The following is a 22,903-nucleotide window of genomic DNA, read 5'->3' as shown; positions in this document are numbered from 1 at the left end:
CCGCAGACACGACGCGCCGTCGCTACGCGACGGAAAAGATGCCGCGCTCCGCGCGGCTAAATTCCGGCTTCGCCGGAATTACGGCCAACTCCGTTGGCCTGGGCTCGAATCGCTCCGCGATTCGGCCTGGCGGAATTCGCTTCGCGAATTCCTTTGTCTGGATGCGGAATGGGGGCGGCTCGTTTTTCGGCGCTCCCTGGAATTTGGGACTCCGTCAGTTCCGGTTCTCTGATGGCGGATTGTGTGTCCGACGGTCCCGCTCGCTTTTCAATTGAAGAAGTCCACCATGGCATACGTGAATTCACGGTGAAGGGGTTCCGGGGAAATTCGCTGCGCCGCGCCCAGGGTCGGCGGACCGGGCCGGGCGGCACCACACAGTCCCCGCACACCCACCAGACGGGCCCGTACGGCCCGGCCATCGAAAGTCGCAGGTCAACGCCTCTTGCACCGCTAACTGTTCGATCCATCATCGTGCTGATCTGAACGAGGCGCCCCGGCCCGGCTACCAGGTCCGGCCCCGAGTCTGACGTCTCGTCCCACCCGCCAACCCATCGAGAGGCCCCACCGTGACCACCCACCCGAACCCGATCCCGCCGACCGATCCGGCCCAACCCCCGGCCCCCACCCCCGAGCCGGTGCCGGCCTCCACGGACGCCTCGCTGCGGCGCCAGCTCCAGGCCGTGCTGGTCGTAGTCCTCGTCCTGGCCGCCACGTTCCTCTTCTACGTCCTGCTCGAACACCCCGCAGCCGTCCCCGCCCTCGCATGCGTCGCCTCACTGGCCACCATCGCAGGCGGCATCTACGCCTTCACCAAGCTCGTCAACCACCCATGAACGACCGCCCGGGAGCCCCACAGAAGGCCGCGCCTCTGGTCGCGCCTCTGGTCGCACCGGGCGCCCCTCGGCCAGGCCCCAGAAGCGTGCTCTGACCTGGCGGACAAGGGGACCACCGGAAGCCGTGGGCGCCGCCAACTACTTCCCTACAAGGGGTCTTGAGGAAGCCGGACCCGTGTGCCGCCGCCCGCTGCGGCCACCAACACGAAGCGCTGTAGGCCGATCTGACACCCTCTCGCACACTGCCCCGCGAGGAGACCCGGGCGGGACGAAAACGCGGGAGAGAGGCACACAGCGACTCACACGGCCCCCGGGTGCAGCGCGGAGCCCCCGGCGACGCGCAACCAAAAGGCCGACCCCGACCCCCTCCACGACCGCACACCCCCGCCCCCATTCCTCCCCGTTCCTTATTCTGGGGACGTGGCGAGTGGCCGTGGAGGGGATGTCAGACCCCCCACCACACCCCAACTCCCCTGGTGACCAGCCCCAATACCCGAGACACGAAAGACGCGGGGCAACAGATACTGCAACGGATAGCGCAGTAGATACCGCAACAGATACCAGAGAGGGCGTGCGTACCAGACGCGATCTCCCGGAGCCGGAGAGACTGACAGGCCATCAGGGCATCGCGCACCACAGCCCCACCGGTTCGGCCCCGGACTCCCAGCTCTGCCCCAAGGGGCAAAGTAACCGGCGGGTAGCTTTCAGATAGTCAGATGACCGGTTTCCTTGCCCTCGGGCGCCTCGTTGGGCCGTCCGAGTGAAGCCCGGGGCAGGCGAGGGAAGGGGCGGGTGTGCGGCAAGAGCGGTCGCCGGAAGAGCTGTTGGCGAGCTGGACGCTGGTGGACGGCGACTGGGACCTGGTGGCGAACAAGAGCGGATCGACACGGCTCGGCTTCGCACTGATGTTGAAGTTCTTCGAGTCGGAGGGCCGGTTCCCGGATCTTTTGGAGGAGGTTCCGCAGTCCGCAGTGGAGTACGTCGCCGGACTGGTGAAGGTGCCAGCCGCCGACTTCGTGAAGTACGACCTGACCAGCCGGTCGGCGAAGAACCACCGCAAGCAGATCCGCGAGGCTCTGAAGTTCCGGCCCGCCACCCGGGCGGACGAGGAAAAGCTGATCGAGTGGCTCGCCGATGAGGTGTGCCCGGTCGAGCTGGTGGAGGACCGGCTGCGCGAGGCCCTACTGGTGGAGTGCCGGGAGAGGAGCATCGAGCCGCCGGGCCGCATCGACCGCATCGTCACCGCGGCCCAGACCCGGGCGGAGAAGGCGTTCTGCGCACGGACCATTGAGCGCCTGGGCGGCGCGGGGGTGGCCCGGCTTCTGGCGCTGGTGGCCGAGGAGAACGAGGACGGCGCGGCCCTGCTGGCCGCGCTCAAGCGCGACCCGGGTGCGGTCGGCCTGGACTCCCTGCTGGCGGAGATCACCAAGCTGAACGACGTGCGGAAACTCGGCCTGCCTGACGGGCTGTTCGCGGACTGCTCGGAGAAGCTGCTGGCCGCGTGGCGGGCGCGGGCGATCAAGATGTACCCCTCGGACTTCAGGGACACCGCCGAGGACGTACGGATCACGCTGCTTGCGGCGCTTTGCTCGTCCCGGCAGGCGGAGATCACCGATGCCCTGGTGGATCTGCTGGTCGCCCTGGTGCAGAAGATCAACGCCCGTGCCGAGCGCCGGGTGGAGAGGCAGCTGACGGCGGAGCTGAAGAAGGTCCGCGGCAAGGAAGGCATCCTCTTCAGGCTCGCCGACGCCGCGATCGGCAAGCCGGACGAGATCGTGCGCACGGCCCTGTACCCGGTCGTCGGCGAGAAGACGCTGCGCGACCTGGTCGCCGAGGCGAAGGCGAATGAGAAGGTCTTCAAGGCCAAGGTCCGCACCACGCTGCGCTCGTCGTACAGCTCGTACTACCGACAGATGCTGCCGTCGCTGCTGAACATGCTGGGCTTCAGGTGCAACAACACCGCCTACCGGCCGGTGATGGACGCGCTGATTCTGTTGGCCAAGTACGCCGACGTCGACGGTAAGACCCGCTTCTACGACGCTGGTGACGCGGTGCCGATGGAGGGCGTCGTGCGCAAGGACTGGCGCGAGGCGGTCGTCGACGACAAGGGCAAGGTCGAGCGGATCCCGTACGAGCTGTGCGTCCTGGTCGCGCTGCGGGACGCGATCCGCCGCCGCGAGATCTACATTGAGGGCGGGCTGCGCTGGCGCAACCCGGAGGACGACCTGCCCGGCGACTTCGAGGCCACCCGCACCGTGCACTATGCCGCGATCCGCCAGCCGATGGACCCGCAGGCGTTCATTACGGACCTGAAGCAGCGCATGACGGCCGGACTGGACCGGCTGTCGGCCGCGCTCGCGGACGGCTCCGCGGGCGGGGTGAAGGTCACCACCCGGCACGGCGAGCCGTGGATCACGGTCCCGAAGCTGGAGAAGCTGGACGAGCCCACCGGCCTCCAGGCGCTCAAGGACGAGGTCGTACGACGCTGGGGCGTCCTCGACCTCCTGGACGTGGTGAAGAACGCCGACTTCGCCACCGGCTTCACCGACGAGTTCGCCTCCGTCGCCGCCTACGAGCGCATCGACCGCGCCGTCCTCCAGCGTCGGCTGCTGCTCGCCCTGTTCGCTCTCGGTACGAACATGGGCATCCGCGCCATCGTGGCGACCGGCGAGCACGGCGAGACCGAAGCCGCGCTGCGGCACGTGCGCCGGCACTTCATCACCGTCGACAACCTCCGCGCCGCCGTGACGAAACTGGTGAACGCCACCTTCGCGGCCCGCGACACCGCATGGTGGGGGCAGGGCACGGCATGCGCGTCGGACTCGAAGAAGTTCGGGTCCTGGTCCTCGAACTTCATGACCGAATACCACGCCCGCTACGGCGGCAACGGCGTGATGATCTACTGGCACGTGGAGCGGAAGAACGTCTGCATCTACTCCCAGCTGAAGTCCTGTTCGTCGTCCGAGGTCGCGGCGATGATCGAGGGCCTGCTGCGGCACTGCACGGACGCCGAGATCGAGTCGAACTACGTCGACACCCACGGCGCCTCCGTGGTCGGGTTCGCCTTCACTGAGCTGCTGAACTTCCGCCTGCTGCCGAGGCTGAAGAACATCGGCAGCGTCCGCCTGTACCGGCCCGACGACGACCCGCCCGGCTGGCCGGCGCTCGGCGGCTCCCTGACCCGCTCGATTCGCTGGGACCTGATCGCCCAGCAGTACGACCAGATGGTCAAGTACGCCACCGCCCTGCGCCTGGGTACGGCAGAGGCCGAGCAGGTGCTGCGGCGCTTCACTCGCGGTGGCCCCAAGCACCCCACCTACGCCGCGCTCGAAGAACTCGGCCGCGCGGTACGCACGATCTTCGCCTGCGACTACCTCGCCAGCCCCGGCCTGCGCCGCGAGATCCACGGTGGGCTCCAGGTCGTGGAGAACTGGAACAGCGCGAACACAGTGCTCCACTACGGCAAGGACGGCGCCCTGACCGGCCCGGACAAGGAGCACGCCGAGACCTCCATGCTCGCCCTGCACCTCCTTCAGTCGAGCCTCGTGCACATCAATACCCTGCTGCTCCAGCAGGTTCTCGCCGAGCCCGCCTGGGCGAAGAAGCTGAGTGCCGAGGACCGGCGTGGGCTGACCGCGCTGTTCTGGTCGAACATCAACCCGTACGGCACGTTCCGCCTCGACATGGACAAGCGGCTCGACTTGGGGCTATCGATCACAGTGCCCCGGCCGCGTTTCCCTGAGCCCACCGCGACGATGCCCAGCTGAGTGTTCGGCGCCGTCGAAGAGAGTGCCCGAAGCCAGCTCCAACGGCTTCGGGCACTCTCGCCGTGGCTGGCATTGCAAGGCTCCGGTGATCCGGGCCTTACCGGGCCTGTGTGCCGCCGTCGGTGTCCGAGTGCATCTGTCCCAGGGCGGGTCTCAGATCCAGGTGGGCACGTGCCCCTCGGCGTAGCGGGCGCCGAAGCCTCCCTGAGGCAGGATCTCGTCGATGGCCTTGAGGTCGGTGTCGGTGAGGGTGAGGTCGGCGGCGCCGACGTTTTCCTGGATGCGCTTCGGGCTGCGGGTGCCGGGGATCGGCACGACGTGCTCGCCCCGGGTCAGGAGCCAGGCCAGGGCCAGCTGGGAGACGGTGGCACCCTTGGCCGCCGCGAGCTCGGCGAGCCGGTCGACGGCTTCGATGTTCTTCTCGAAGTTGCCTGGCTGCCAGCGCGGGTCGACGTTGCGGATGTCCGTGGCTTCGTACTGGCCGGCGGGCTTGGCGGTGCCGGTGATGAACCCGCGGCCGAGGGGGGAGTAGGCGACGAAGCCGATGCCGAGTTCGTCCAGGGTGGGGAAAAGCTGCTCGACGTCCCGTTCGAACAGGGAGTACTCGGTCTGCAGGACGGAGACCGGCTGCACGGCGTGCGCCCTGCGGATCGTCTCGGGCCCGGCCTCGCTGAGACCGAAGTACTTCACCCAGCCCGCGTCGATCAGTTCTTTGACGGTGCCTGCGACCTCCTCGATGGGCACCTCGGGGTCGACGCGGTGCTGATAGAAGACGTCGATGTGGTCCACGCCGAGGTAGCGCAGGCTGTTGTCGGCGACCTTGCGGATGTTGTCGGGCCGGCTGTTGAGAGGGCCGCCGATCTGCTCGGGCGGTACCGACATGTCGACGCCGAACTTGGTGGCCAGGACCACGTCGTCGCGGAAGTCCCTGACTGCCTTTCCGACGAGGATCTCGTTGGATCCGGTGCCCCAGCCGTACATCTCGGCGGTGTCGAAGAAGGTGACGCCCAGGTCGTGTGCGCGGCGGAGGGCGGCGACGCCGGCCTCCTCGTCGGTGGGTCCGTAGGCCATCGTCAGGCCCATCGCGCCGTAGCCGATCGCCGAGACCTCAAGGCCCTGCCTTCCGAGTGTCCGGTGCTGCATGACTCACTCCTCGGAAAGAAACTAGAAGGCAATTTCTGGCGAACCGTTGTGTCAGTGCGCTGCGGCGGTCAGTCCGGCGCGGTGGATGCGGGTGTGCTCGGCGACGCGCCGGCCGAGGTGGCGGGCGGTGTTGAGGTCTGCGTCGTGGACGGCGGGGGTGTCGTTGAAGCTCTGTGCGCCGGCGCCGAGGTAGAAGCCGAGGCGGTTGTCGTCCTGGGGGCTGGATGTGGTGGTGTTCCAGCCCGGCAGGAGGTTCAGGCTCACCCAGAGCATTCCGTGCTGGGCCGCCAGGAGCGCCAAGTACTGCAGGGTGTGCAGTTTGTCGCCGCTCATGGAGCCGGAGTTGGTGAATCCCGCCGCGAGCTTGTCGCTCCAGGCGCGGGTCATCCACCGCTTGGTGGTGGCCTCGGCGAAGGCGTGGAACGCCCCCGACGCGGTGCCCATGTAGGTGGGGGTACCGAAGATGATGGCGTCCGCGGCGTCCATCAGGTCCCAGTCGGCGTCGCTGAGGGAGGCGACGTCCACGCGGTGGACGTGCGTCCCGCCGATGGAGCGCGCGCCGTCGGCGACGGCAGTGGCAATCTGCGCGGTGTGGCCGTAGCCGGAATGCGACGCGATGACGATCGAGATATCGGACACGGGTGTTCCTATCCTGCCGCGATGCGGCGTGTTCGGTGGTGTGCCGGCAGACGATGAGCTGCCCGGTGCGGCGGTCGGCCGCACTGCTCTACGAGTGGGGACCGACGTCCCGGGCCGGGGTGCGGGGCATGCCCAGGTGTCGCGGGCCGGCGCCGACCACCATCAGCATGGATCGTCGTTCCGCTCTAGACGGTAGCACTGATAAGGCGGCGATACGCAATATGGGATATCGTTGTTCCATGAACGAGGGACGACGCGCCGCGCGACGCCAGGTACTGCAGGTGGCCGCCAAGCTTTTGGAGGAGGGCGGCAGCGAAGCGGTCTCCACGCGCGCGGTCGCCGCAGCCGCGGGCATCACGGCCCCCGCGCTCTACCGGATGTTCGACGACAAGGACGGACTCCTGGCCGAGCTGGCCGCCTACGGGTTCGAGATGTACCTGGCCGAGAAACGGGAGGCACTGGCGCTGACCCCGGACGACCCGGTGGCCGACCTCTACCGCGGCTGGGACCTGCACGTCGACTTCGGACTGCGGCACCCCGCGTTTTACGTGCTCATGTATGGCACTGCGCGGCCCGGGCGCCGGCCCCCGGCCGCGGACGAGGCGCACGCCCTGCTGGTGAGGCTGCTGGGCCGGGCGGCCGAGGCCGGGCGCCTCCGGGTTCCGGTGGAGCAGGCGACCCGCGTCATCCATGCGGCGACGACGGGTGCAACGCTGGCGCTGATCGGTGAAGAGCCCTCGCAGCGGGACCTGACCACTTCGGCGCGGCTGCGGGACACCGTCATGGCCTCGGTCACCACGGACTCGCCCGCCTCATCCGGGTCCGACCTGGCCTCGCACGCACTCGCCCTCGATGCCGCACTTGAAACCGCCCTCAGCACCGGGGTACCTCTGCGAGACACGGAGACGGCTCTGCTGCGCGAATGGCTACAGCAGTTGGCAGACTGAAGGGGCCGCCTACTCCGCAGGCGGTGGGCGTAGTCGGTTTCGCCGGCCGACATGCTCATCGGCTACTGCCGCACATCGACGGCCGACCAGAACCCCGATCATCAGATCGACGCACTGCTCCGCCACGGCGTCGACCGCGACAACATCCACATCGACGTCGCCAGCGGCGCGAAGGCGTCCCGCCCGAAGCTCGACCTCGTCATGCAGCTGCTGCGCGAGGGCGACGCCTTGAAGGTCACCCGGCTCGACCGGCTCTCCCGCTCGGTCCTGCACCTGGTAACCCTCGGCGCCGACCTGCGCGAGCGCGGTATCGGGCTGCACGTCATCGAGCAGGGCATCGACACCGCCACCATTGAAGGCAGGGCCATGTTCGGGATGCTGTCCGTACTGGCAGAGCTCCAGCGCGAGCTGATCGTGGCGAATACGAACGACGGGCTCGCCTCCGCGCGGGCCCGGGGGCGGGTCGGCGGACGCCGGCCGAAGCTCACCGAGGACCAGGCCGCGCTCGCCCAACGTCTCTACGACGAGCGGGAGAAGACCGTCCAGCAGATCGCCGACATGTTCGGCGTGCCACGGTCGACGGTGTATGAGCACCTCGACAAGACCAAGACCGTCCCCCGCCAGCCAAGAAGACCGCCGCCCCGCAGTCCTGAAACCAACCGGCGGGCTACTTTGCCCCTGGGGACAGAGCTGGGAGTCGGGGGCCCTCACACTCGACAAGCATCGCGCTCTCGGTGACAGACCGTCACCGGCGCGCAGAAGCATGACCGGCTTCACGGAAATCTGGGATCAGCCGACTACGCGCAGCAAGCCGCTCTGCGTGCGATACGCGACGACGTCCCGATCGACCAACCGGCGGGTGACCACCTGGCCAGGGCGAACCTCATCGGTGAAGCCGATGCAGAACCAGCCCTGTGGATTGGGTAAGGCCAGAGGCAAGGCTTCCCGCCCTCTGGCTCAAGAGCCGCCTGCTGTTCACCCCCGGCGTGATGGTCACCAGCGTCCCCTGGCAACTCACCTCAGCCGCTCACGCCGACCACCCCGCCGCCCGCGCCCCCGGCTCGGTTCGCCGCGGCGAACCGACCGCACCCCGCAGGGAGGACATTCCGGCCCACAAGACCTGACGTCCAACCGCCCGCCGCCGTATCGCCTTTGGCGCATCTCTGACGCGCCAGGCGTTGCGGCGCCCGGGCGCCCCCGGGAAGACTGCGATCACGCCCGCGCAGGCGGTGATGGCCGACGCCGACCGCTGCACCCCTGTCAGGTCCCCGAGCCCGGAAGCGCGTGATCCCACCATGGCCAGCAACGCCCTGCCGACCTCCCTCCCGGTCCTCGGCGGCAGCCACGAGCTGACGCTCCGCGCCTTGGCCCTTGAACCGGACTCCTTCGCCATCAGGTACTTCCTCACCCCCGCCCTCCCCGAGACACCGGACGGGACGAGCCCGATCCTCCTCGCCCTGGAGGCCGAGGACGACCTGGGCAACGAGTACACGGACTGGGGCGGCGCGTTCGGCTCGGCCCCCGACGGCAGCTACACCAGCGGAACGATCGCCGGGCAGCCGGGCGTCCCCGCCGAGGCCCGCGGACTCCGCCTCCGGATCACCTTCCTGCGGAACGCCGAGGAGTTCCCGTACGAGCTGACACTGCCCGTCGCGTACGACGCCTGAGCGTGCTACGGCGAGGCGGAACGGGAGAAGCGTGAACGTCGACGGAAGGTACATCGCCGACCGGTACCGTCTGGAAGTGCCGCTCAGACGCGGCACCAACCCTTCGGTGCCCTCCGCCCCCGACCCAAGGGCACCGGCCCTCACCCGTCCAGCTGCCGTCACGTCCGGGCTCAGCCTCACCCTTTACCAGAACGAGTACCTCGCCCCTGGCGCCACCGAGGCCCATGCGATCGTGACGATGACGGGCGCGGACGCCGCCCCGCACACGACGAGCGCGGCCCCGAACACGCTCGTCTTCCTGCTCGGCCTGTCGACACGACTGCCCGAAGCGGACTTCCGCGCCGTGACCCGGACCGTCGCAACAGCCGTCGACGGCCTCGACGAGGGGATCTCCTTCGCCGTCGTCGCAGGCTCGGAGTACGCCCGGATGCTCTACCCCGACACCATGCGCCTGGTCCGGGCGAGCACGACGACCAAGGCCGAGGCACGCGCCGCCCTGGCCCGCCTCGAACCTGTCGAGGACGCCGCCTTCGGCCGCTGGATACGCCTCGCCGACCAACTGTTCGCCGCCCACACCGGCGCGGTGCGCACCGCCGTGCTCCTGACCGACCTGACAGCCCGGGCCGAGGACGACGACGAACGGACGGCCGCTCTCAGCGCGTGCGCCGGCCGGTTCACCTGCCACATCCGCGGCATCGGTGACGACTGGTCGGTGGCCCAGCTCACGTCCATCTCCTCGGCGCTGGGCGGCAGTTCGGACACCGCCCTCACACCCCCGAGCCTCGGCCCCCAACTGACCTCGCTCATCGACCGGACCCGCCAGACCCTCCCCCACGACCTCGCCCTGCGGATCACGACACCGGACGGCACCCGGGTACGCTTCCTCAAACAGATCGCGCCTGCCGTGGAGGACCTGTCCGGCCGCGGGCATCCACTCGGCCCCCACATCGTCGAGTATCCCGTCGGCCTCCAGGACGGCGCGTCGCACGACTACCACCTGTGCCTGGACCTGCCGCCGCTGCGGACCGGAGGCGAGCTCACGGCGGCGGAACTGGACATCGTCCTGCTTCCCCCGGCAGGTGACGGCCAGACACTCACCCGGCTGCGGATGCCCGTCCGCTGTGAGGATCCGAACACGCCTTGAGAACCGCACCGCGTCGTTCGAACATAGCGGCGCGTGCCTGCGAACGGTTGTGCAGGGGCTGGGTATCGTCCGCCGTAATGCACCTGGTCTGCGACAGAGCAGGCTGCGCGGAGGAGGATGGCTATGGCCGATCACCGGCACGGAACCGCATCCGACGGCGGATCAGCCTCGCGGCCGCCGGAGGCTCGTGGTCCGAGCGCGCACGACTCGCTGCGTCTCGCGGTGGTGATCGGTGCTCTGGGCGTGGTCTTCGGTGACATCGGGACGAGCCCGATCTACACCCTGCAGACCGTGTTCAACCCGAGTGACCCGCACCCCGTTCCGGTGACCACGCAGAACGTGTACGGCGTGGTCTCGCTCGTGTTCTGGTCGGTGGTGATCATCGTTACGGTCACCTATGTCCTGCTGGCGATGCGCGCCGACAACGACGGCGAGGGCGGCATCATGGCGCTGATCACCCTCGTACGGCGGTGGGGCTCGCGGGGCCGACGAGCGACGACTGTGCTGGCCGCGCTGGGTATCTTCGGCGCGTCGTTGTTCTTCGGCGACAGCATGATCACTCCGGCGATCTCGGTCCTGTCCGCGGTCGAAGGGCTCAAGGTCGTCGAGCCGTCGCTGGACAGCGCGGTCGTGCCGATCACCGCAGTGATCATCATCGTGTTGTTCCTGGTCCAGCGCAGGGGAACCGCGGCGGTGGGCCGGGTGTTCGGGCCGGTGATGATCGTCTGGTTCACGGCGATCGGCGCGAGCGGCGTGGCCGGCATCGTCGACCGTCCCGAGATCCTGAGGGCGCTGTCGCCGACGTACGCCCTGGGCTTTCTGGTCGGCCATTTCGGCACCGCCTTCTTCGCCCTGGCCGCGGTCGTGCTCGCAGTCACCGGCGCCGAGGCGCTGTACGCCGACATGGGGCACTTCGGCCGCCGGTCGATCACCCGCGGCTGGCTGTTCCTCGTCTTCCCGGCCTGCGTCCTGAGCTACCTCGGCCAGGGTGCACTGATCCTCGCCGACCCGAAGAACATCAGCAGCCCGTTCTTCCTGCTGGTGCCCGAATGGGGCCGGTGGCCGATGATCGTGCTGGCCACGGCGGCCACCGTGATCGCCTCCCAGGCGGTGATCACCGGCGCCTACTCGGTCGCCTCCCAGGCAGCCCAGCTCGGCTACCTGCCGAGGCTGCGGATCGCGCACACCTCCGAGTCCACCATCGGCCAGATCTACGTCCCCTGGATCAACTGGCTGCTCATGGTCTCGGTCCTCACCCTGGTCTTCGCCTTCCGCAGCTCCGCCGCACTGGCCTTCGCATTCGGCATGGCGGTGACCGGCACCATCACCATCACCACCCTGCTGTTCTTCTACGTCGCCCGCGCGAAGTGGGGCACGCCCAAGTGGCTGGTCGCCATCGGCGCAAGCGTGCTGCTCTTCGTGGACCTGCTGTTCGTGGCGGCCAACATGACCAAGCTCGTCCACGGCGCGTGGCTGCCGCTGCTGATCGGTCTGACCGCGTTCACCGTCATGACGACCTGGCAGCGCGGACGCGAACTCGTCACCGCGCAACGAGCACACCACGAGGGCCCGCTGCCCGAGTTCATCGACCACCTCCGCAGTGGCGAAGTGGCGACGCTCCGGATCCCCGGGACGGCCGTCTTCCTCAACCGGGGCAAGCAGACCGCACCCCTGGCCATGCGGGCCAACGTCGAACACAACCATGTACGTCACGACCAGGTCGTGATCCTCTCCATCGAGACCCAGACCGTGCCCCGCGTCCCGGCCGGCGAACGGCTCGCCGTCGACGACCTGGGCTACGCCGATGACGGGATCATCTACGTCACCGCCCGGTTCGGCTACATGGAGACACCCGACGTGCCCGGCACACTGGCGATGCTCACCCCGGCCCAGACCGAAGGAACATTGCAGCTCGACCAGGCGTCCTACTTCCTGTCAAAAATCGAACTCCGGCGCGGGAAGGCACCGACGATGGCGCCCTGGCGCAAGCGGCTGTTCATCGCCACGTCCTACATCACCGCCGACGCCGCCGAGTACTTCGGCCTTCCCCGCGACCGCACGGTCATCATGGGCTCGCACATCGAGGTGTAGGCGCGCCGGTCGGAGATCCCCGGCACCGCATGGCATTCGGACATCCATTGCGAGGGCTGCGCGTGGAGCGCGGTCGGCTCCGCCCTGTCGGACGGATATCGGTGAAATGTCGGAGGCCAGTGGCAGCGTGGGCGCCAGGTTGCTCCACCGGGAGCCACCGTCGCACCTCACGGGAGTTCCCGCCATGTCTCAGATCCCTTCCGCCGCTGACCGCGTGTATCTGGTCACCGGCGGCAACGCAGGTATCGGGTATTTCACCGCCGAGCAGCTAGCCGGTACCGGCGCCACGGTGGTGCTGGGCAGCCGGAGCGCCGAGCGGGCCGAGGTCGCCATGGACGCGATCCGTGCGCGGGTGCCCGGTGCGCGGGTGCGTTCGGTGGGCCTGGACCTCGCCGACCTCGGCTCGCTGCGGGGAACCGCGGAATCCCTGGAGGTGGAGCGCCTCGACGCGGTGGTCCACAACGCCGGCGTCCTCCGCGAAGGGCTGGAGCGGAGGGAGACGCGGGACGGCAATGAGGTGCATTTCGGAACGAACCACCTCGGGCACTTCGCGCTCACCCACTGGCTGCTGCCGCTTCTGGAAGCCGCGCCGAGCGCCCGCATCGTGACCGTCGGCAGCTTCGCTGCCAAGTCCGAGCGGCTCGACCTGGACGATCTGCAGTCCCGGACCGGCTATCGGGCCAAGCGCACCTACGGCCGGTCGAAGCTGGCCCAGATGTACTTCGGCCTGGAACTCGACCGCCGGCTGCGGGCCGCGGGCAGCACGGTGTCGAGCGTGGTGGTCCATCCTGGCGGTGCGCTGGACTCGCTCACCCCGTCGCGGCCGCCGGTCCACGTACGGAAGGCCGGGGCGGCGCTGCTCGGGGCGGCCGCCGCACTTGTGCTCCAAGGCAAGCATGCGGGTGCCCGGCCCGCGGTCCAGGCCGCGCTCGACCCCCAGATCGCCGGGGGTGAGCTGTGGGGCCCGCGCGTCTTCGGACTGCGGGGTCGGCCGCACCACGAGCGGCTGTGGGCCCAGCTGGAGGACGCCAAAACGGCACGTCGGCTGTGGGAGGCGAGCGCGGAGCTGACCGGCGTCGCGCCTGACGCCGCCATCTGAAGCACTCAACTCGCCACCTGAAGCGCTCCTTACCGTGTTGGCGGGTTGGTTTCGGTCCTTCGTACGATCGGGAGACCCAGGGGCTTGTGGCTGGAAGCGCTCATGCCGTACGTGTGGCTTTGACTGACTGGCCGCCCGGTGCCCCGCGACGACACGGCCACTCATCGGGATGAGCGAACAGAGATCGCTTCGAAAGGACACGTCGGCGTGGTCGTCTGCAGGGCCAGACAACCGATCGATGAGGGAGGCTCGGTGCCCGAGTTCTGGGCGGGGGTAGACACCGGCAAGGCCGCGCACCACTGCACGGTGATCGACACGGACGGGACGAAGGTGCTCTCGCGCCGCGTACCGAACAACGAGGCCGAGCTGCTGGAGCTGATAGCCGACGTCCTGGCACTGGCCGAGAGCGACCCGGTGACGTGGGCCGTCGACCTGAACGCGGGCGGAGCCGCCCTGCTGATCGCGCTGCTCGCAGGCCACGATCAGAGGCTTCTCTACATCCCCGGCCGCACGGTCCACCATGCTTCCCGCAGCTACCGAGGCGAGGGCAAGACCGACGCCAAAGACGCCTACGTCATCGCCGACCAGGGACGCATGCGCCGTGACCTGCAGCCCTTGCAGGACTAGGACGAGATCGCCGTGGACTTGAAGATCCTCACCGCCCGTCGCTACGACCTCGCGGCCGACCGCACCCGGGCCATCAACCGTCTGCGGGCTCAGCTGCTGGAGTACTTTCCCGCTCTGGAGCGGGCGTTCGACTATGCGGCATCCAAGGGTGCCCTCGTTCTCCTGACCGGGTACCAGACCCCGGCCACCCTGCGCCGGATCGGTCCGAGCCGGCTGGCGACCTGGTTGAAGAACCGCAAGGTACGTGGCGCCCAGGTCCTGGCGGACACGGCGGTGGCCGCGGCCCAGGCCCAGCACACCGCCGTGTCCGGGGAGACCACGGCCGCAGCCGTGGTCAACACGCTGGCCAGGACGGTGCTGGCGCTTGACGAGGAGATCGTCGGCATCGACGCGCAGATCGCGGCTCGTTTCCGTGAATATCGCGACGCCGAAGTGATCGTCAGCATGCCTGGCATGGGCCCGTTGCTGGGGGCGGAGTTCATCGCCTGCACCGGCGGGGACATGAATGCGTTCGGCAGTGCGGGGCGACTTGCCGGAGTCGCCGGCCTCGCTCCGGTTCCACGGGACTCGGGCCGGATCAGCGGCAACATGCGCCGACCGCACCGCTACCACCGCCGGCTCCTGCGCGTCTGCTACCTCTCCGCCCAGATCGCCGCCCGCTTCTGCCTCGACCTCGCACCACGTGAACCGTTTCGAGCGCTGGACGGTCACGGCGGGTGGCGAGGGAGCCGAAGCCGACGTGCCGGAACTCCTGGCCCGCACCTGGCCCCATCTGCGGGACGCCGCACGGGAGGTGGGTCTGTCCAGCACGTGGCTGCTGCATCAGCTGGAGGGGCGACACGTGGGACTGGTGACGGTGGCAGCGCGTCCGGCCGGGGCAGCGCCGGAGGCGGGCACGGAGAAGGCAGTCGCCGGCCTGGCCGCGAGCGAAAGCCTGGGCGGTCTCCTTCCGGCCTGCGTGACCGCCATCAAGGTCTTCGACCGCACCAGCCCGATCCTGGCCATGTGGCTGCCGGAGTCCCGCGAGGCGGGCGGCGCCCCGTCGGCGCACCCGGCCTCCCCACCGCACCCGCTGCCGACCGTGAACCGGACCCGGTGAGAGCCGAACCAAGCTTTCACAGGAAGGTGACTCGGTCGCTCAGTCGGTCCCGCGCTCGGTGGGCGACGAGGACGCGGATCGGCTCGTCGGCCAGGCCGTGGGCGACCTCGTGGTCGACGGCCCGGTCGCCCTCGGGTGAGCCGTCCGATGATCTCGGCGCGGCGGCGCTTCTTGGTGAACCGTCCCGCGTACAGCTCGCGCAGGGCTTCGCGGCCCCGCAGCTCGCTTCCGTCGCGCCGTGTGGCCTATACGTCTTCGGCATACGTTGGCCGTCGGGTCGGGTAGCGCGGATCAGGCACCCGGTTCCCGCCGGCCGGGGCCAGCAGCATCGCCCACCGGTAGCGCACCGAACTCGTGCTGCCCCGGGGCACGTCCGTCTTCACACCGCTCCTGCACACAGCAGAAGCAACGCGCCCCGACAGCCCCAGCGCCTAGACCGCGTCTCTTTGGCGGGCCCACCAGTTGATGGGATGCGGCTGTCCGATTAGTGATCACTGATGCGATGTGGGATCGGATCGAACCGCTGATGCCGGCCGATCTCGTCCGCGGACGGCGGTGGGCCGACCTCCGCCGCACGTTCGAGGCCATCACCTGGATGTACCGCGCCAGCTCGCCCTGGCGGGACCTCCCCGAGGAACCCGGCCCGTTCAAGACTGCTCACAAACGGTTGATCAGGTGGGCCGTCGACGGCACGTGGGAGAAGATCCTCGCCGCCCTGCTGGCGGCAGCCGATGCCGTCGCCGACATCGGCTGGACCGTGTCGGTCGACTCCACCGTTGTCCGGGCTCATCAGCATGGCGCCGGAGCGCTCAAAAGGGGGCCCTGCGCCGCAACGAGTCGGCCGACCACGCACTCGGGCGCTCCCGCGGCGGGCTGAGATCCATCTGGCCGCAGATGGCCATGCGCGGCCCCTGGCTCTGGCCGTCACCGCGGGTCAGGCCGGTGATGCGCCCGCCTTCGAGACGGTCATGGCCCGCATTCGCGTGCCGAGAACCGGCAGCGGCCGACCCCGGACCCGCCCCACCATGGTCCTGGCCGACCGCGCCTACTCATCCCGCGCGATCCGCAGTCACCCCCGACGCCGACAGACCCGCGCGGTCATCCCGCAGCCCTCGGACCAGATCGGCCACCGTCTACGGCGGCGCCGCCAAGGTGGGCGCCCGCCCGCCTTCGATGCGGATGCCTACAAGCAGCGCAACACCGTCCAGCGGTACATCACCGGGAAAAGGCGGGATCCAAGGCACCCGTAAGTGTTGTCTTGACAACTGTTGTCGCGGCACTCACCCTGGAGGAGTGACATCTTCCACCAGCGGCTTGCGCGACCACCTCGGCTACTGGCTTCGCCGGCTCTCCGACGAAGTCCACGGCCGCTTCGAACGGGAACTCGCCAAGCACGACGTGACCGTCTCCCAATGGGCGGTCCTGATCACCCTGCACCGAGGCGACGCCACCACCACCCGCGAGGTGGCCCGGTATATGGGCATCGATGCCGGCGCTGTCTCCCGCCTGGTCGACCGCCTATCCGCCAAGGGCCTGGCGACCCGAGAACCGGATCCTGCCTCCCGCCGCACCGTGCGGCTGACACTCACCGACGCCGGCCGCGACCTGGCGCCCAGGCTGGCAGAGATCGCCGACCGCAACGACGCCCACTTCTTCGCCGCCCTGGAACCGGACCAGCGCCGACAGCTGGAGTCCTGGATACGCCACCTCGTCGGGGAAGCCCACCCAGAGCCCCCCGCACCACCCACCCCGTGAAAGGCACCACCGTGAGCACCACCCCCACCACCGCACGCTCGGTCACCAAGACCGTCACCATCGAGCGCCCCGTCCCCGACGTCTACGCCTTCCTCGCCGACGCGGCCAACTGGCCCGCCTGGGCGATCGTCAACATCAAGGCCATCGAGCCTACCGACGAGCCGGACTGGTGGCTGATGGCCACCCCGCAAGGCCCTGCCAGGCTCCGCATCCGCGGCAACGCCGAACTCGGAATCCTCGACCACGACTACCTCGATGACCAGGCGTCCTGGCAGGTCCCTGCCCGTGTCGTGGCCAACGGCACCGGCACTGAATTCATGATTACGTTCTTCCAGCCGCCGGCCTTCACCGATGCCTACTTCGACGAGCAGATCGCCCTGGTCGACACCGAACTCGCCACCCTCAAGCGCATCCTGGAAACCGGCGCGTGAGCCTGCCCCACGCACGACTTGCCGAGGCGGCCGACCAGCTCACCGAGCAGCTCGCCCGCCTCGGCACACGACAGCGCGCCGCCTGGGACCGTGACTACCTCCACAGCGACCTCGTCCACCTCGGTGTCCCCATCCCGTACCTGCGCCGCGCCGTCAACACCACAAGCCGCAACCTGCGTTCGCTCACCCGGTCGGACGTCCTGGCCCTGGCCGATCTGCTGTGGACCAGCGATGTCTGCGAACACCGGCAGGCAGCCGTCCACCTCCTCACCCGCCACACAGACCTCCTCTCCCCCGCCGACCTCGTGACAGTGGAAGCGATGCTGCGAGCCGCCCGCACCTGGGCCTTGGTGGACACCCTCGCCGTCCACGGCGCCGGTGCCATCACCCTCCAGCACAAGGAAACGGCCGGGACCGTCCTCGACCGCTGGGCCATCGACCAGGACTTCTGGCTCCGCCGCACAGCCCTCCTTGCCCTGCTCCCCGGCATCCGCGCCGACGCAGCCGACCTGAAGCGGCTGAGCCGATACGCCGACGCCATGCTGGAAGAATCCGAATTCTTCATCAGGAAAGCCATCGGCTGGGTACTGCGTGAAACCAGCCGCCGCGACTACCACTTCGTGACGGCATGGGTGGAGAGCCGCATCGACCGCATCTCCGGCGTCACCCTGCGCGAAGCGGTCCGCCACCTTCACGACACCGACCGGACCCGCCTGATCAACGCCTACCGCCGCACCCACGGCCACTGACCTTGTTCCCGCGCGGGGGGCGGGGCGACGGGTCCAACCCAGGGACTGCTTGAACAGACGAAATGTGTGTTCAAGATCGAATCTTCGCAGGTAGCGGGACCAGACGAAGTCGACGTCGGCCTCGCTGATGCCGGTCGCGGAGGACCACAGCCAGACCGGCGGCGCGTCGCGGTCGCCGGGGAGGTGGTCGACCTTGAGGCGGATCAGCGTGCCCTCGACCAGGGGGAGTTCGCCGTCCAGGCCGATCCAGGCCGAGCGGTGGGTGAGCCTTGGGGTGGACCCGGTCCCACGCACGGGCCTCGGCCTTGCCGTAGCGGGGCGTGTCGTTCACGGTCACCACCGCGGGCTCCGGCCAGGTCTCCGGCTTCGTCAGGCGGAACTCCGGTCCGTGCTTCGGCGGCCGCCGCCCTTCGGGTCGTAGATGCGCGGCGGCTTCGGCAGCCGCAGGACACGGTCGGAGCGCAGGCGCCGGCCAGCTCGACGGGCAAGTCGGACAGGAGCCAGGTCAGGCGCATCACGTCGTAGCCGGCGTCCATCACGATCAGCACGTCCCGGTCCCCTGGCCGCCACTGCCCGGCCCCGATCAGCCGCTCCACGACCTGCCGGAGCTGATCAGCCGTGACGGCCGCGGCGTCGTCGGCGGGCCCGAGGCGGACCGCGTCCAGCACCGCGGTCCACGAGGTGCGGTCCGGAGTCGGTGCAGCAACGAACGAGTACGGCCAGCCTGGCACCACATGGTCCGATGAGCGGCCGTTACGGCCGTGGACCAGGCAGAACAGCCGCTCCGGCGAGCAGGCCGCGTCCGAGCGCAGCCACGGGGAAACGTCCACGGTGAGCACGATCCGCCCGCCGAACCGCGGCAACGGCAGGGGTATCAGCCGGTCACGCAAGGCATCAGCGTCGAGGCGGCCGTGGTTCAAGGCTCCGTACGGAGCACCGTAGCCGCGCTGGTGCTCGGCAAGCAGCGACAGCTCCACCGGCGTCCGCACCGGCCCGTCCGCGCACAGCAGCGCGTCAGCCAGTTCGAAGAACGCATCCGCCTGCGCGGACAGACACCCGTAGAAGGCCGTCCGAAAGCGTGACAGCTCCGCGAACGCCTCCCGCTCGCCGGCACACACCAGCACACTCACCCCCACGGCCTTCCTCGTCAACCCTTGGATCTCGTCGCAGAGTTCAGGATCACGAGGAAGGCCTCCTCCGTACCCTGCGGTCACTCCAAAGAGTGACCACGCGGCCAGGCCTGACCGCAAGGAAAAGCCCACCGCGGACGTCCCCAGGCGAGCGGAACTGCCATACCGAGGCGCCCTAGAGTCGCCGCATGAGGCGAAAGACAGGACTGGCAATAGCTGGGGCTGCAGCCCTGGCCTGGGGCGATTGGTTGAACTGGCGCTGGTCCCGAGCTCTCGTGGGGAACCGCGGGGGCGCTGCCGAGGCCGTGGTCGTGTTGGGCTACCGGAACCCCCAGGCGACGGCGAACTTCATCAACCGATGGCGAGTCCATGCTGGCATTCGCTCCATCGCCGCTGACAGTGCGCACAGCACCCGTGTGATCTTCAGCGGCGGTGCGATCAGCAGTGCCGCCACGGAAGCCCAGGTGATGGCTGACTACGCGAAGTCGGCGCTCAACTTCGACGGCACCGTGCTCCTCGAAGATCAAAGCGCGACGACATGGGAGAACGTCACGAACGTCATCCCACTGCTTGAGGACGTCGACCGCATCAAGATCGCCTCCCAGCCAGCTCACGCGCTCAAGGCCCGCGCGTACTTGCGACGACAGCGCCCTGATCTTGCAGAGAAGCTGGTGCGCGCGAATGACTACCGCCTCGGCGAGTGGACGGTCCTCAAACCGCTGCTGGCTCTGCACGGACTTTGGACACTCCGCGGACTCACGGCCGACGAACGGAAGGTCTCGCTGTAGCTCCAAGACAGCGACCGTCTATAGCGCTGTGTGACGACAGAGGGTTAAGGAACAAGTTAAGAGTTGTCTCGTAAATGGGTTCCGTGGTCGGTGGGCGTCAGAGGAAGGCCAGCGGGACGTCCTTCTCGATACGGAGCCGCAGGACGCCCGCCAGCTGGCGGGCGTCCTCGATGTGCTGCTGGAGGAGTTGGCCGCCGCCCTCCCGTGCCCATTGGTCGGTGATTGCTTCCAGCCGGACGAGGACCGGCGCGCACTCGGCAGGCGAGAGGTCGTCACCGCCGTCGTCCGGATGATCGAGGAGTGGCTCCAGAGCGGTTGACACGTCGCTCCACGGGCGCTTGCCGCCGAAGCCCCACATCTCGGATAGCACGAACCCCTCGGTCTCGGCCAGACGCCGCCGGAACGCGGCGAAGCCGCTGTAGGACCAGGAGACATCCGGACTGCTGTTGTCTCCGTCTCCCGGGAAAAGAACCAGCCCCATGTGCCCTCCCTGCTTGCCGAGCACACAGGATCGAGGACATGGGACAGCGTGGGCAACTGGGATGATCTTGGTGTGGCTGGTGTGATCACGGCGTCGGAGCCGTCCTGGATAGCCCCGTTCACCGGGCTGAGCCCGCGCGCCTTCGGGAAGCTGGTGACAATTCTACGTCGCGAGGGTGCGGACGCGGTCCGCAAGGGGCCGGCCGTGGAGCCTTCCGCTGGAGGATCGGGCACTGCTGGTCGCGGCGTGCTGGCGCACGAACCTGACGATGCGGCAGCTCGCCCTGCTGTTCGGGGTGTCGAAGTCGGCAGCGGACCGCATTATCGACCACCTCGGGCCGATGCTCGCGCTCCGGCCCCGCGAGCGGTTCGCCAAGGACGCCGTGCTCATCGTGGACGGCACCCTGGTCCCCACCCGCGACCACACCATCGCCGAGCAGTCGAAGAACTACCGGTACTCCACCAACCACCAGGTCGTCATCGACGCCGACACCTGCCTGGTCGTCGTGGTCGGCCAGCCGCTCGCCGGGAACCGTAACGACTGCAAGGCGTGGGAGGAATCCGGCGCCACGGCCGCCGTCGGCAAGACCCTCACGATCGCTGACGGCGGCTATCCCGGCACCGCACTCGTTATGCCCCACCGCCGACACAAGGGCGAAGACCTGCCCAATTGGAGGCCTCCGCCCTGCTCACGTCTGCCACATGAGCCAAGGATCGTCACGGCAGTCCTGCTGGAGTACCGGCTCGTTGTCCCACGAACCCGCCGGGGAACCAGCGCATTTGCCGCTGTTGACGTTGACCAGTTGCCAGGCGCGGAAGGCGCTTCGGTAACGCAGCGTCCAGAACTGGTCGGGGAACAGGCCCTGCCGGTCGCCGCACAGATAGTGGGTGACGGGGATGCCGTTCTCGACCCTGGCTCCCTCGACCGACAGACACAGGCCGCTGAACCGATTACGGATGGAATAGACAGCGGCGGACGGGCCGGACGACTCGCGGGTGAGGTGCCACTGCTGCTCGGGGCTCTCACCACAGCCGGTCTGGATCATGCCGGCCGCAGGGGCCGGGCTGCCGGCCGGAGTGGCCAAGCACAGGTGGCTTCCGGCATTCGCCAGCCGGAACAGGCCGTCGGGGGCATCCGGAACCTGCGGCGTGGACGTGGGAAGCGGCTTCGTGTCGGTGGGGGCAGGCGCGGCCACGGGCGGCGGCGAGGGCCGCTTCACCAACCCGCCCCCCTGCGCGGGCGGCGTCGTGACCGGGGTCGGTGTCGCGGCCCGTGGGGGCGCAGGAATGGAGGAAGGGCTAGCGGGCGGCGTCGTGACCGGCGTCGTCGCTTGCGCGGTGGCGCCCGACGGCGGCTGGACCTGCACCAGGTAGGGCTGGACTTCCCGCGAGACGGACGCAGGCCCGGCCGGCCGCTCCCGTTCTACGACGACCACGGCCGTCGCCGCGGACACCGCGACGGCCAGGACGGTGAACACGGCGAGGACGGCGGTCATGGCCAGGGACGAGCGGACCGGGCGATGGTGCGGGGCAGCGACAACGAGCTGCCCGGCCGTACCCGCCGTCACCGGCACCGGCACCGGCACCGGGGGCGAGGTGTCATACGGCAGGGGCGGCAAGGCCGTCTGAGCGATGACCCGCAGCGCAGAAGGACGGTCCGTCCGCTCCAGCACAACACCCTGCAAAGGCCGGCCGTCCGCCGCCCGGTGCTCCCGCCAGAGACACTCCACTTCGTGCCCGGTGCCGGCCAGCGCGTCGGCCGTCCGCGCCAGCGCCAGCACCAGATCGGTGCCGGCTGTCACCGACGCCGTGGACCCGGCGGGCAGGGCGCCCCGGCTCTCAGCCCGCGCCCGGCCCAGGATCTGGCGGGCACCGCAGTGGAGGGACCGTACGGCCTCCAACTGCCGCAGCGCCCGGTCCATGAGGCCGTCCGCCACCGGCTCGGGGCCCTGCGCCGCGTCCGGCGCGGGCGCCGGTGGCGAATAGTCGGCCGGCTCGGGTGCACCGGGCCGCCGCTCCCGCTCCGGCGCGGTGGCCCGCGACCCGTCTTGGTCGTCGAGCAGTCTGCCCACGAGGGAGAGCAGGCTCCGTACGAGCCCTTCGGCCTCGGCGAGATCCGCCTCGGCACGCTGCAGGGCCTCGTCGGGTTTGAGGCCCGGCCCCGATTCCGCCTCGGCGACAAGCGCCGCCTCGTGCAGCCGGTGTGCCCGCTGGAGCAGCGTCTCGCGTCCGCGGCCGTCGCGTACCCGGTCCCTTACCACGGAATTGAGCCTGCCCAGAGGAATGATCCGGGCGCCACTGCGGTAGTCGCTCCACATCGTCTTGCCGCCGCCGTACCGCTGGGCGAGCTCACGGACCGTCAGCTCGGCCGTGAGGTCCCCCAGGAAACCGGCCAAGGCATCCGCTGCTCGCGTCGCGCCCTTCGGTGCTCCTTGCGGTCGTCCTGTTCTACGCATACCGGTCCCCCAGTTGTCCGCGGACAACCCCGCTTGTCCGGCCCCTTCCCCCGTGCTG

19 protein-coding genes and 4 pseudogenes are annotated in these 22,903 nt (G+C 69.2%); 17 read left to right on the top strand and 6 right to left on the bottom strand.

All coding sequences use genetic code 11. The features are described 5' to 3' along the window. From BG418_RS39980 to BG418_RS18735, 3 genes are all read left to right on the top strand, one after another. The coding region (locus tag BG418_RS39980) for a hypothetical protein (protein ID WP_223185072.1) at window positions 1-275 on the top strand (275 nt) is incomplete at its 5' end. 291 nt (window positions 276-566) lie between these two features. Next, the gene (locus BG418_RS18740; RefSeq protein WP_188275057.1) at window positions 567-833 is read left to right on the top strand and encodes a hypothetical protein; all 267 of its coding nucleotides are present in this window, start codon (window positions 567-569) and stop codon (window positions 831-833) included. Window positions 834-1,627: 794 nt separating this feature from the next. Continuing rightward, a complete protein-coding gene (locus tag BG418_RS18735; RefSeq protein ID WP_188275056.1) occupies window positions 1,628-4,600 on the top strand; it encodes a Tn3 family transposase in 2,973 nt (990 codons plus the stop codon). A 153-nt stretch (window positions 4,601-4,753) separates the two neighbouring features. Here the strand turns inward: BG418_RS18735 and BG418_RS18730 are convergent, their stop codons facing one another. After that, entirely contained in the window at window positions 4,754-5,743 is a 990-nt protein-coding gene (locus tag BG418_RS18730; RefSeq protein ID WP_188275055.1) for an aldo/keto reductase, read from the bottom strand. Between the two features lie 51 nt (window positions 5,744-5,794). Next, the gene (locus BG418_RS18725; RefSeq protein WP_188275054.1) at window positions 5,795-6,382 is read right to left on the bottom strand and encodes a flavodoxin family protein; all 588 of its coding nucleotides are present in this window, start codon (window positions 6,380-6,382) and stop codon (window positions 5,795-5,797) included. Window positions 6,383-6,621: 239 nt separating this feature from the next. On the opposite strand from BG418_RS18725, the gene BG418_RS18720 reads away from it, so the two are divergent. From BG418_RS18720 to BG418_RS18680, 8 genes and pseudogenes are all read left to right on the top strand, one after another. Continuing rightward, on the top strand, window positions 6,622-7,329 hold the full coding sequence (locus BG418_RS18720; RefSeq protein ID WP_188275053.1) for a TetR/AcrR family transcriptional regulator: 708 nt from the start codon (window positions 6,622-6,624) through the stop codon (window positions 7,327-7,329). A 51-nt stretch (window positions 7,330-7,380) separates the two neighbouring features. After that, the gene (locus BG418_RS18715; protein WP_223185071.1) at window positions 7,381-8,067 is read left to right on the top strand and encodes a recombinase family protein; all 687 of its coding nucleotides are present in this window, start codon (window positions 7,381-7,383) and stop codon (window positions 8,065-8,067) included. 557 nt (window positions 8,068-8,624) lie between these two features. After that, window positions 8,625-8,996 (top strand): hypothetical protein, encoded by a 372-nt coding sequence (locus BG418_RS18710; RefSeq protein WP_188275052.1) that lies wholly within the window; start codon window positions 8,625-8,627, stop codon window positions 8,994-8,996. A gap of 76 nt (window positions 8,997-9,072) precedes the next feature. Further along, the gene (locus tag BG418_RS18705; RefSeq protein ID WP_188275051.1) at window positions 9,073-10,140 is read left to right on the top strand and encodes a vWA domain-containing protein; all 1,068 of its coding nucleotides are present in this window, start codon (window positions 9,073-9,075) and stop codon (window positions 10,138-10,140) included. A 123-nt stretch (window positions 10,141-10,263) separates the two neighbouring features. Further along, window positions 10,264-12,231, top strand: coding sequence for a potassium transporter Kup (locus BG418_RS18700; protein ID WP_188275050.1), 1,968 nt, complete (start codon window positions 10,264-10,266; stop codon window positions 12,229-12,231). A 184-nt stretch (window positions 12,232-12,415) separates the two neighbouring features. Then, window positions 12,416-13,330, top strand: a complete 915-nt coding sequence (locus BG418_RS18695) for an SDR family NAD(P)-dependent oxidoreductase (RefSeq protein WP_223185070.1) — start codon at window positions 12,416-12,418, stop codon at window positions 13,328-13,330. Window positions 13,331-13,582: 252 nt separating this feature from the next. Continuing rightward, window positions 13,583-14,617, top strand: a pseudogene (locus BG418_RS39975) (IS110 family transposase); the annotation flags it as partial. Between the two features lie 22 nt (window positions 14,618-14,639). Continuing rightward, on the top strand, window positions 14,640-15,056 hold the full coding sequence (locus BG418_RS18680) for a hypothetical protein (protein ID WP_188275047.1): 417 nt from the start codon (window positions 14,640-14,642) through the stop codon (window positions 15,054-15,056). Between the two features lie 16 nt (window positions 15,057-15,072). Here BG418_RS18680 and BG418_RS18675 read toward each other — a convergent pair whose 3' ends face one another. After that, a complete protein-coding gene (locus BG418_RS18675) occupies window positions 15,073-15,318 on the bottom strand; it encodes a hypothetical protein (protein WP_188275061.1) in 246 nt (81 codons plus the stop codon). 240 nt (window positions 15,319-15,558) lie between these two features. Between BG418_RS18675 and BG418_RS18670 the strand changes: the two are divergent. From BG418_RS18670 to BG418_RS18655, 4 genes and pseudogenes are all read left to right on the top strand, one after another. After that, window positions 15,559-16,273 (top strand): annotated as a pseudogene (locus tag BG418_RS18670) (IS5 family transposase); the annotation flags it as partial. 76 nt (window positions 16,274-16,349) lie between these two features. Beyond that, window positions 16,350-16,811 (top strand): MarR family winged helix-turn-helix transcriptional regulator, encoded by a 462-nt coding sequence (locus tag BG418_RS18665; RefSeq protein ID WP_188275046.1) that lies wholly within the window; start codon window positions 16,350-16,352, stop codon window positions 16,809-16,811. A gap of 11 nt (window positions 16,812-16,822) precedes the next feature. Beyond that, on the top strand, window positions 16,823-17,242 hold the full coding sequence (locus tag BG418_RS18660) for an SRPBCC family protein (RefSeq protein ID WP_188275045.1): 420 nt from the start codon (window positions 16,823-16,825) through the stop codon (window positions 17,240-17,242). Beyond that, the gene (locus tag BG418_RS18655; protein WP_317453693.1) at window positions 17,239-17,991 is read left to right on the top strand and encodes a DNA alkylation repair protein; all 753 of its coding nucleotides are present in this window, start codon (window positions 17,239-17,241) and stop codon (window positions 17,989-17,991) included. Before BG418_RS18660 ends, BG418_RS18655 begins: the two co-directional genes overlap by 4 nt. Before the next feature lie 27 nt (window positions 17,992-18,018). Here the strand turns inward: BG418_RS18655 and BG418_RS18650 are convergent. After that, window positions 18,019-19,121, bottom strand: a pseudogene (locus BG418_RS18650) (transposase); the annotation flags it as partial. A 188-nt stretch (window positions 19,122-19,309) separates the two neighbouring features. Between BG418_RS18650 and BG418_RS18645 the strand changes: the two are divergent. Next, entirely contained in the window at window positions 19,310-19,909 is a 600-nt protein-coding gene (locus BG418_RS18645) for a YdcF family protein (RefSeq protein ID WP_188275044.1), read from the top strand. Window positions 19,910-20,006: 97 nt separating this feature from the next. Here the strand turns inward: BG418_RS18645 and BG418_RS18640 are convergent, their stop codons facing one another. Then, window positions 20,007-20,390: a hypothetical protein gene (locus tag BG418_RS18640; protein WP_188275043.1), complete on the bottom strand. Its 384-nt coding sequence runs from the start codon at window positions 20,388-20,390 to the stop codon at window positions 20,007-20,009. Between the two features lie 72 nt (window positions 20,391-20,462). Here BG418_RS18640 and BG418_RS18635 point away from each other — a divergent pair. After that, window positions 20,463-21,066, top strand: a pseudogene (locus BG418_RS18635) (transposase family protein); the annotation flags it as partial. 12 nt (window positions 21,067-21,078) lie between these two features. Here BG418_RS18635 and BG418_RS18630 read toward each other — a convergent pair. Further along, complete coding sequence (locus BG418_RS18630; protein WP_188275042.1) at window positions 21,079-22,785, bottom strand: RICIN domain-containing protein; 1,707 nt, start codon at window positions 22,783-22,785, stop codon at window positions 21,079-21,081. Between the last annotated feature and the right edge of the window lie 118 nt (window positions 22,786-22,903).

Origin of the sequence: Streptomyces sp. CBMA152 (assembly GCF_014596475.1) — a bacterium.
GTDB lineage: Bacteria > Actinomycetota > Actinomycetes > Streptomycetales > Streptomycetaceae > Streptomyces.
The sequence above is the reverse complement of the archived record's forward strand: the minus strand, read 5'-3'. Positions and strand labels throughout refer to the sequence as shown.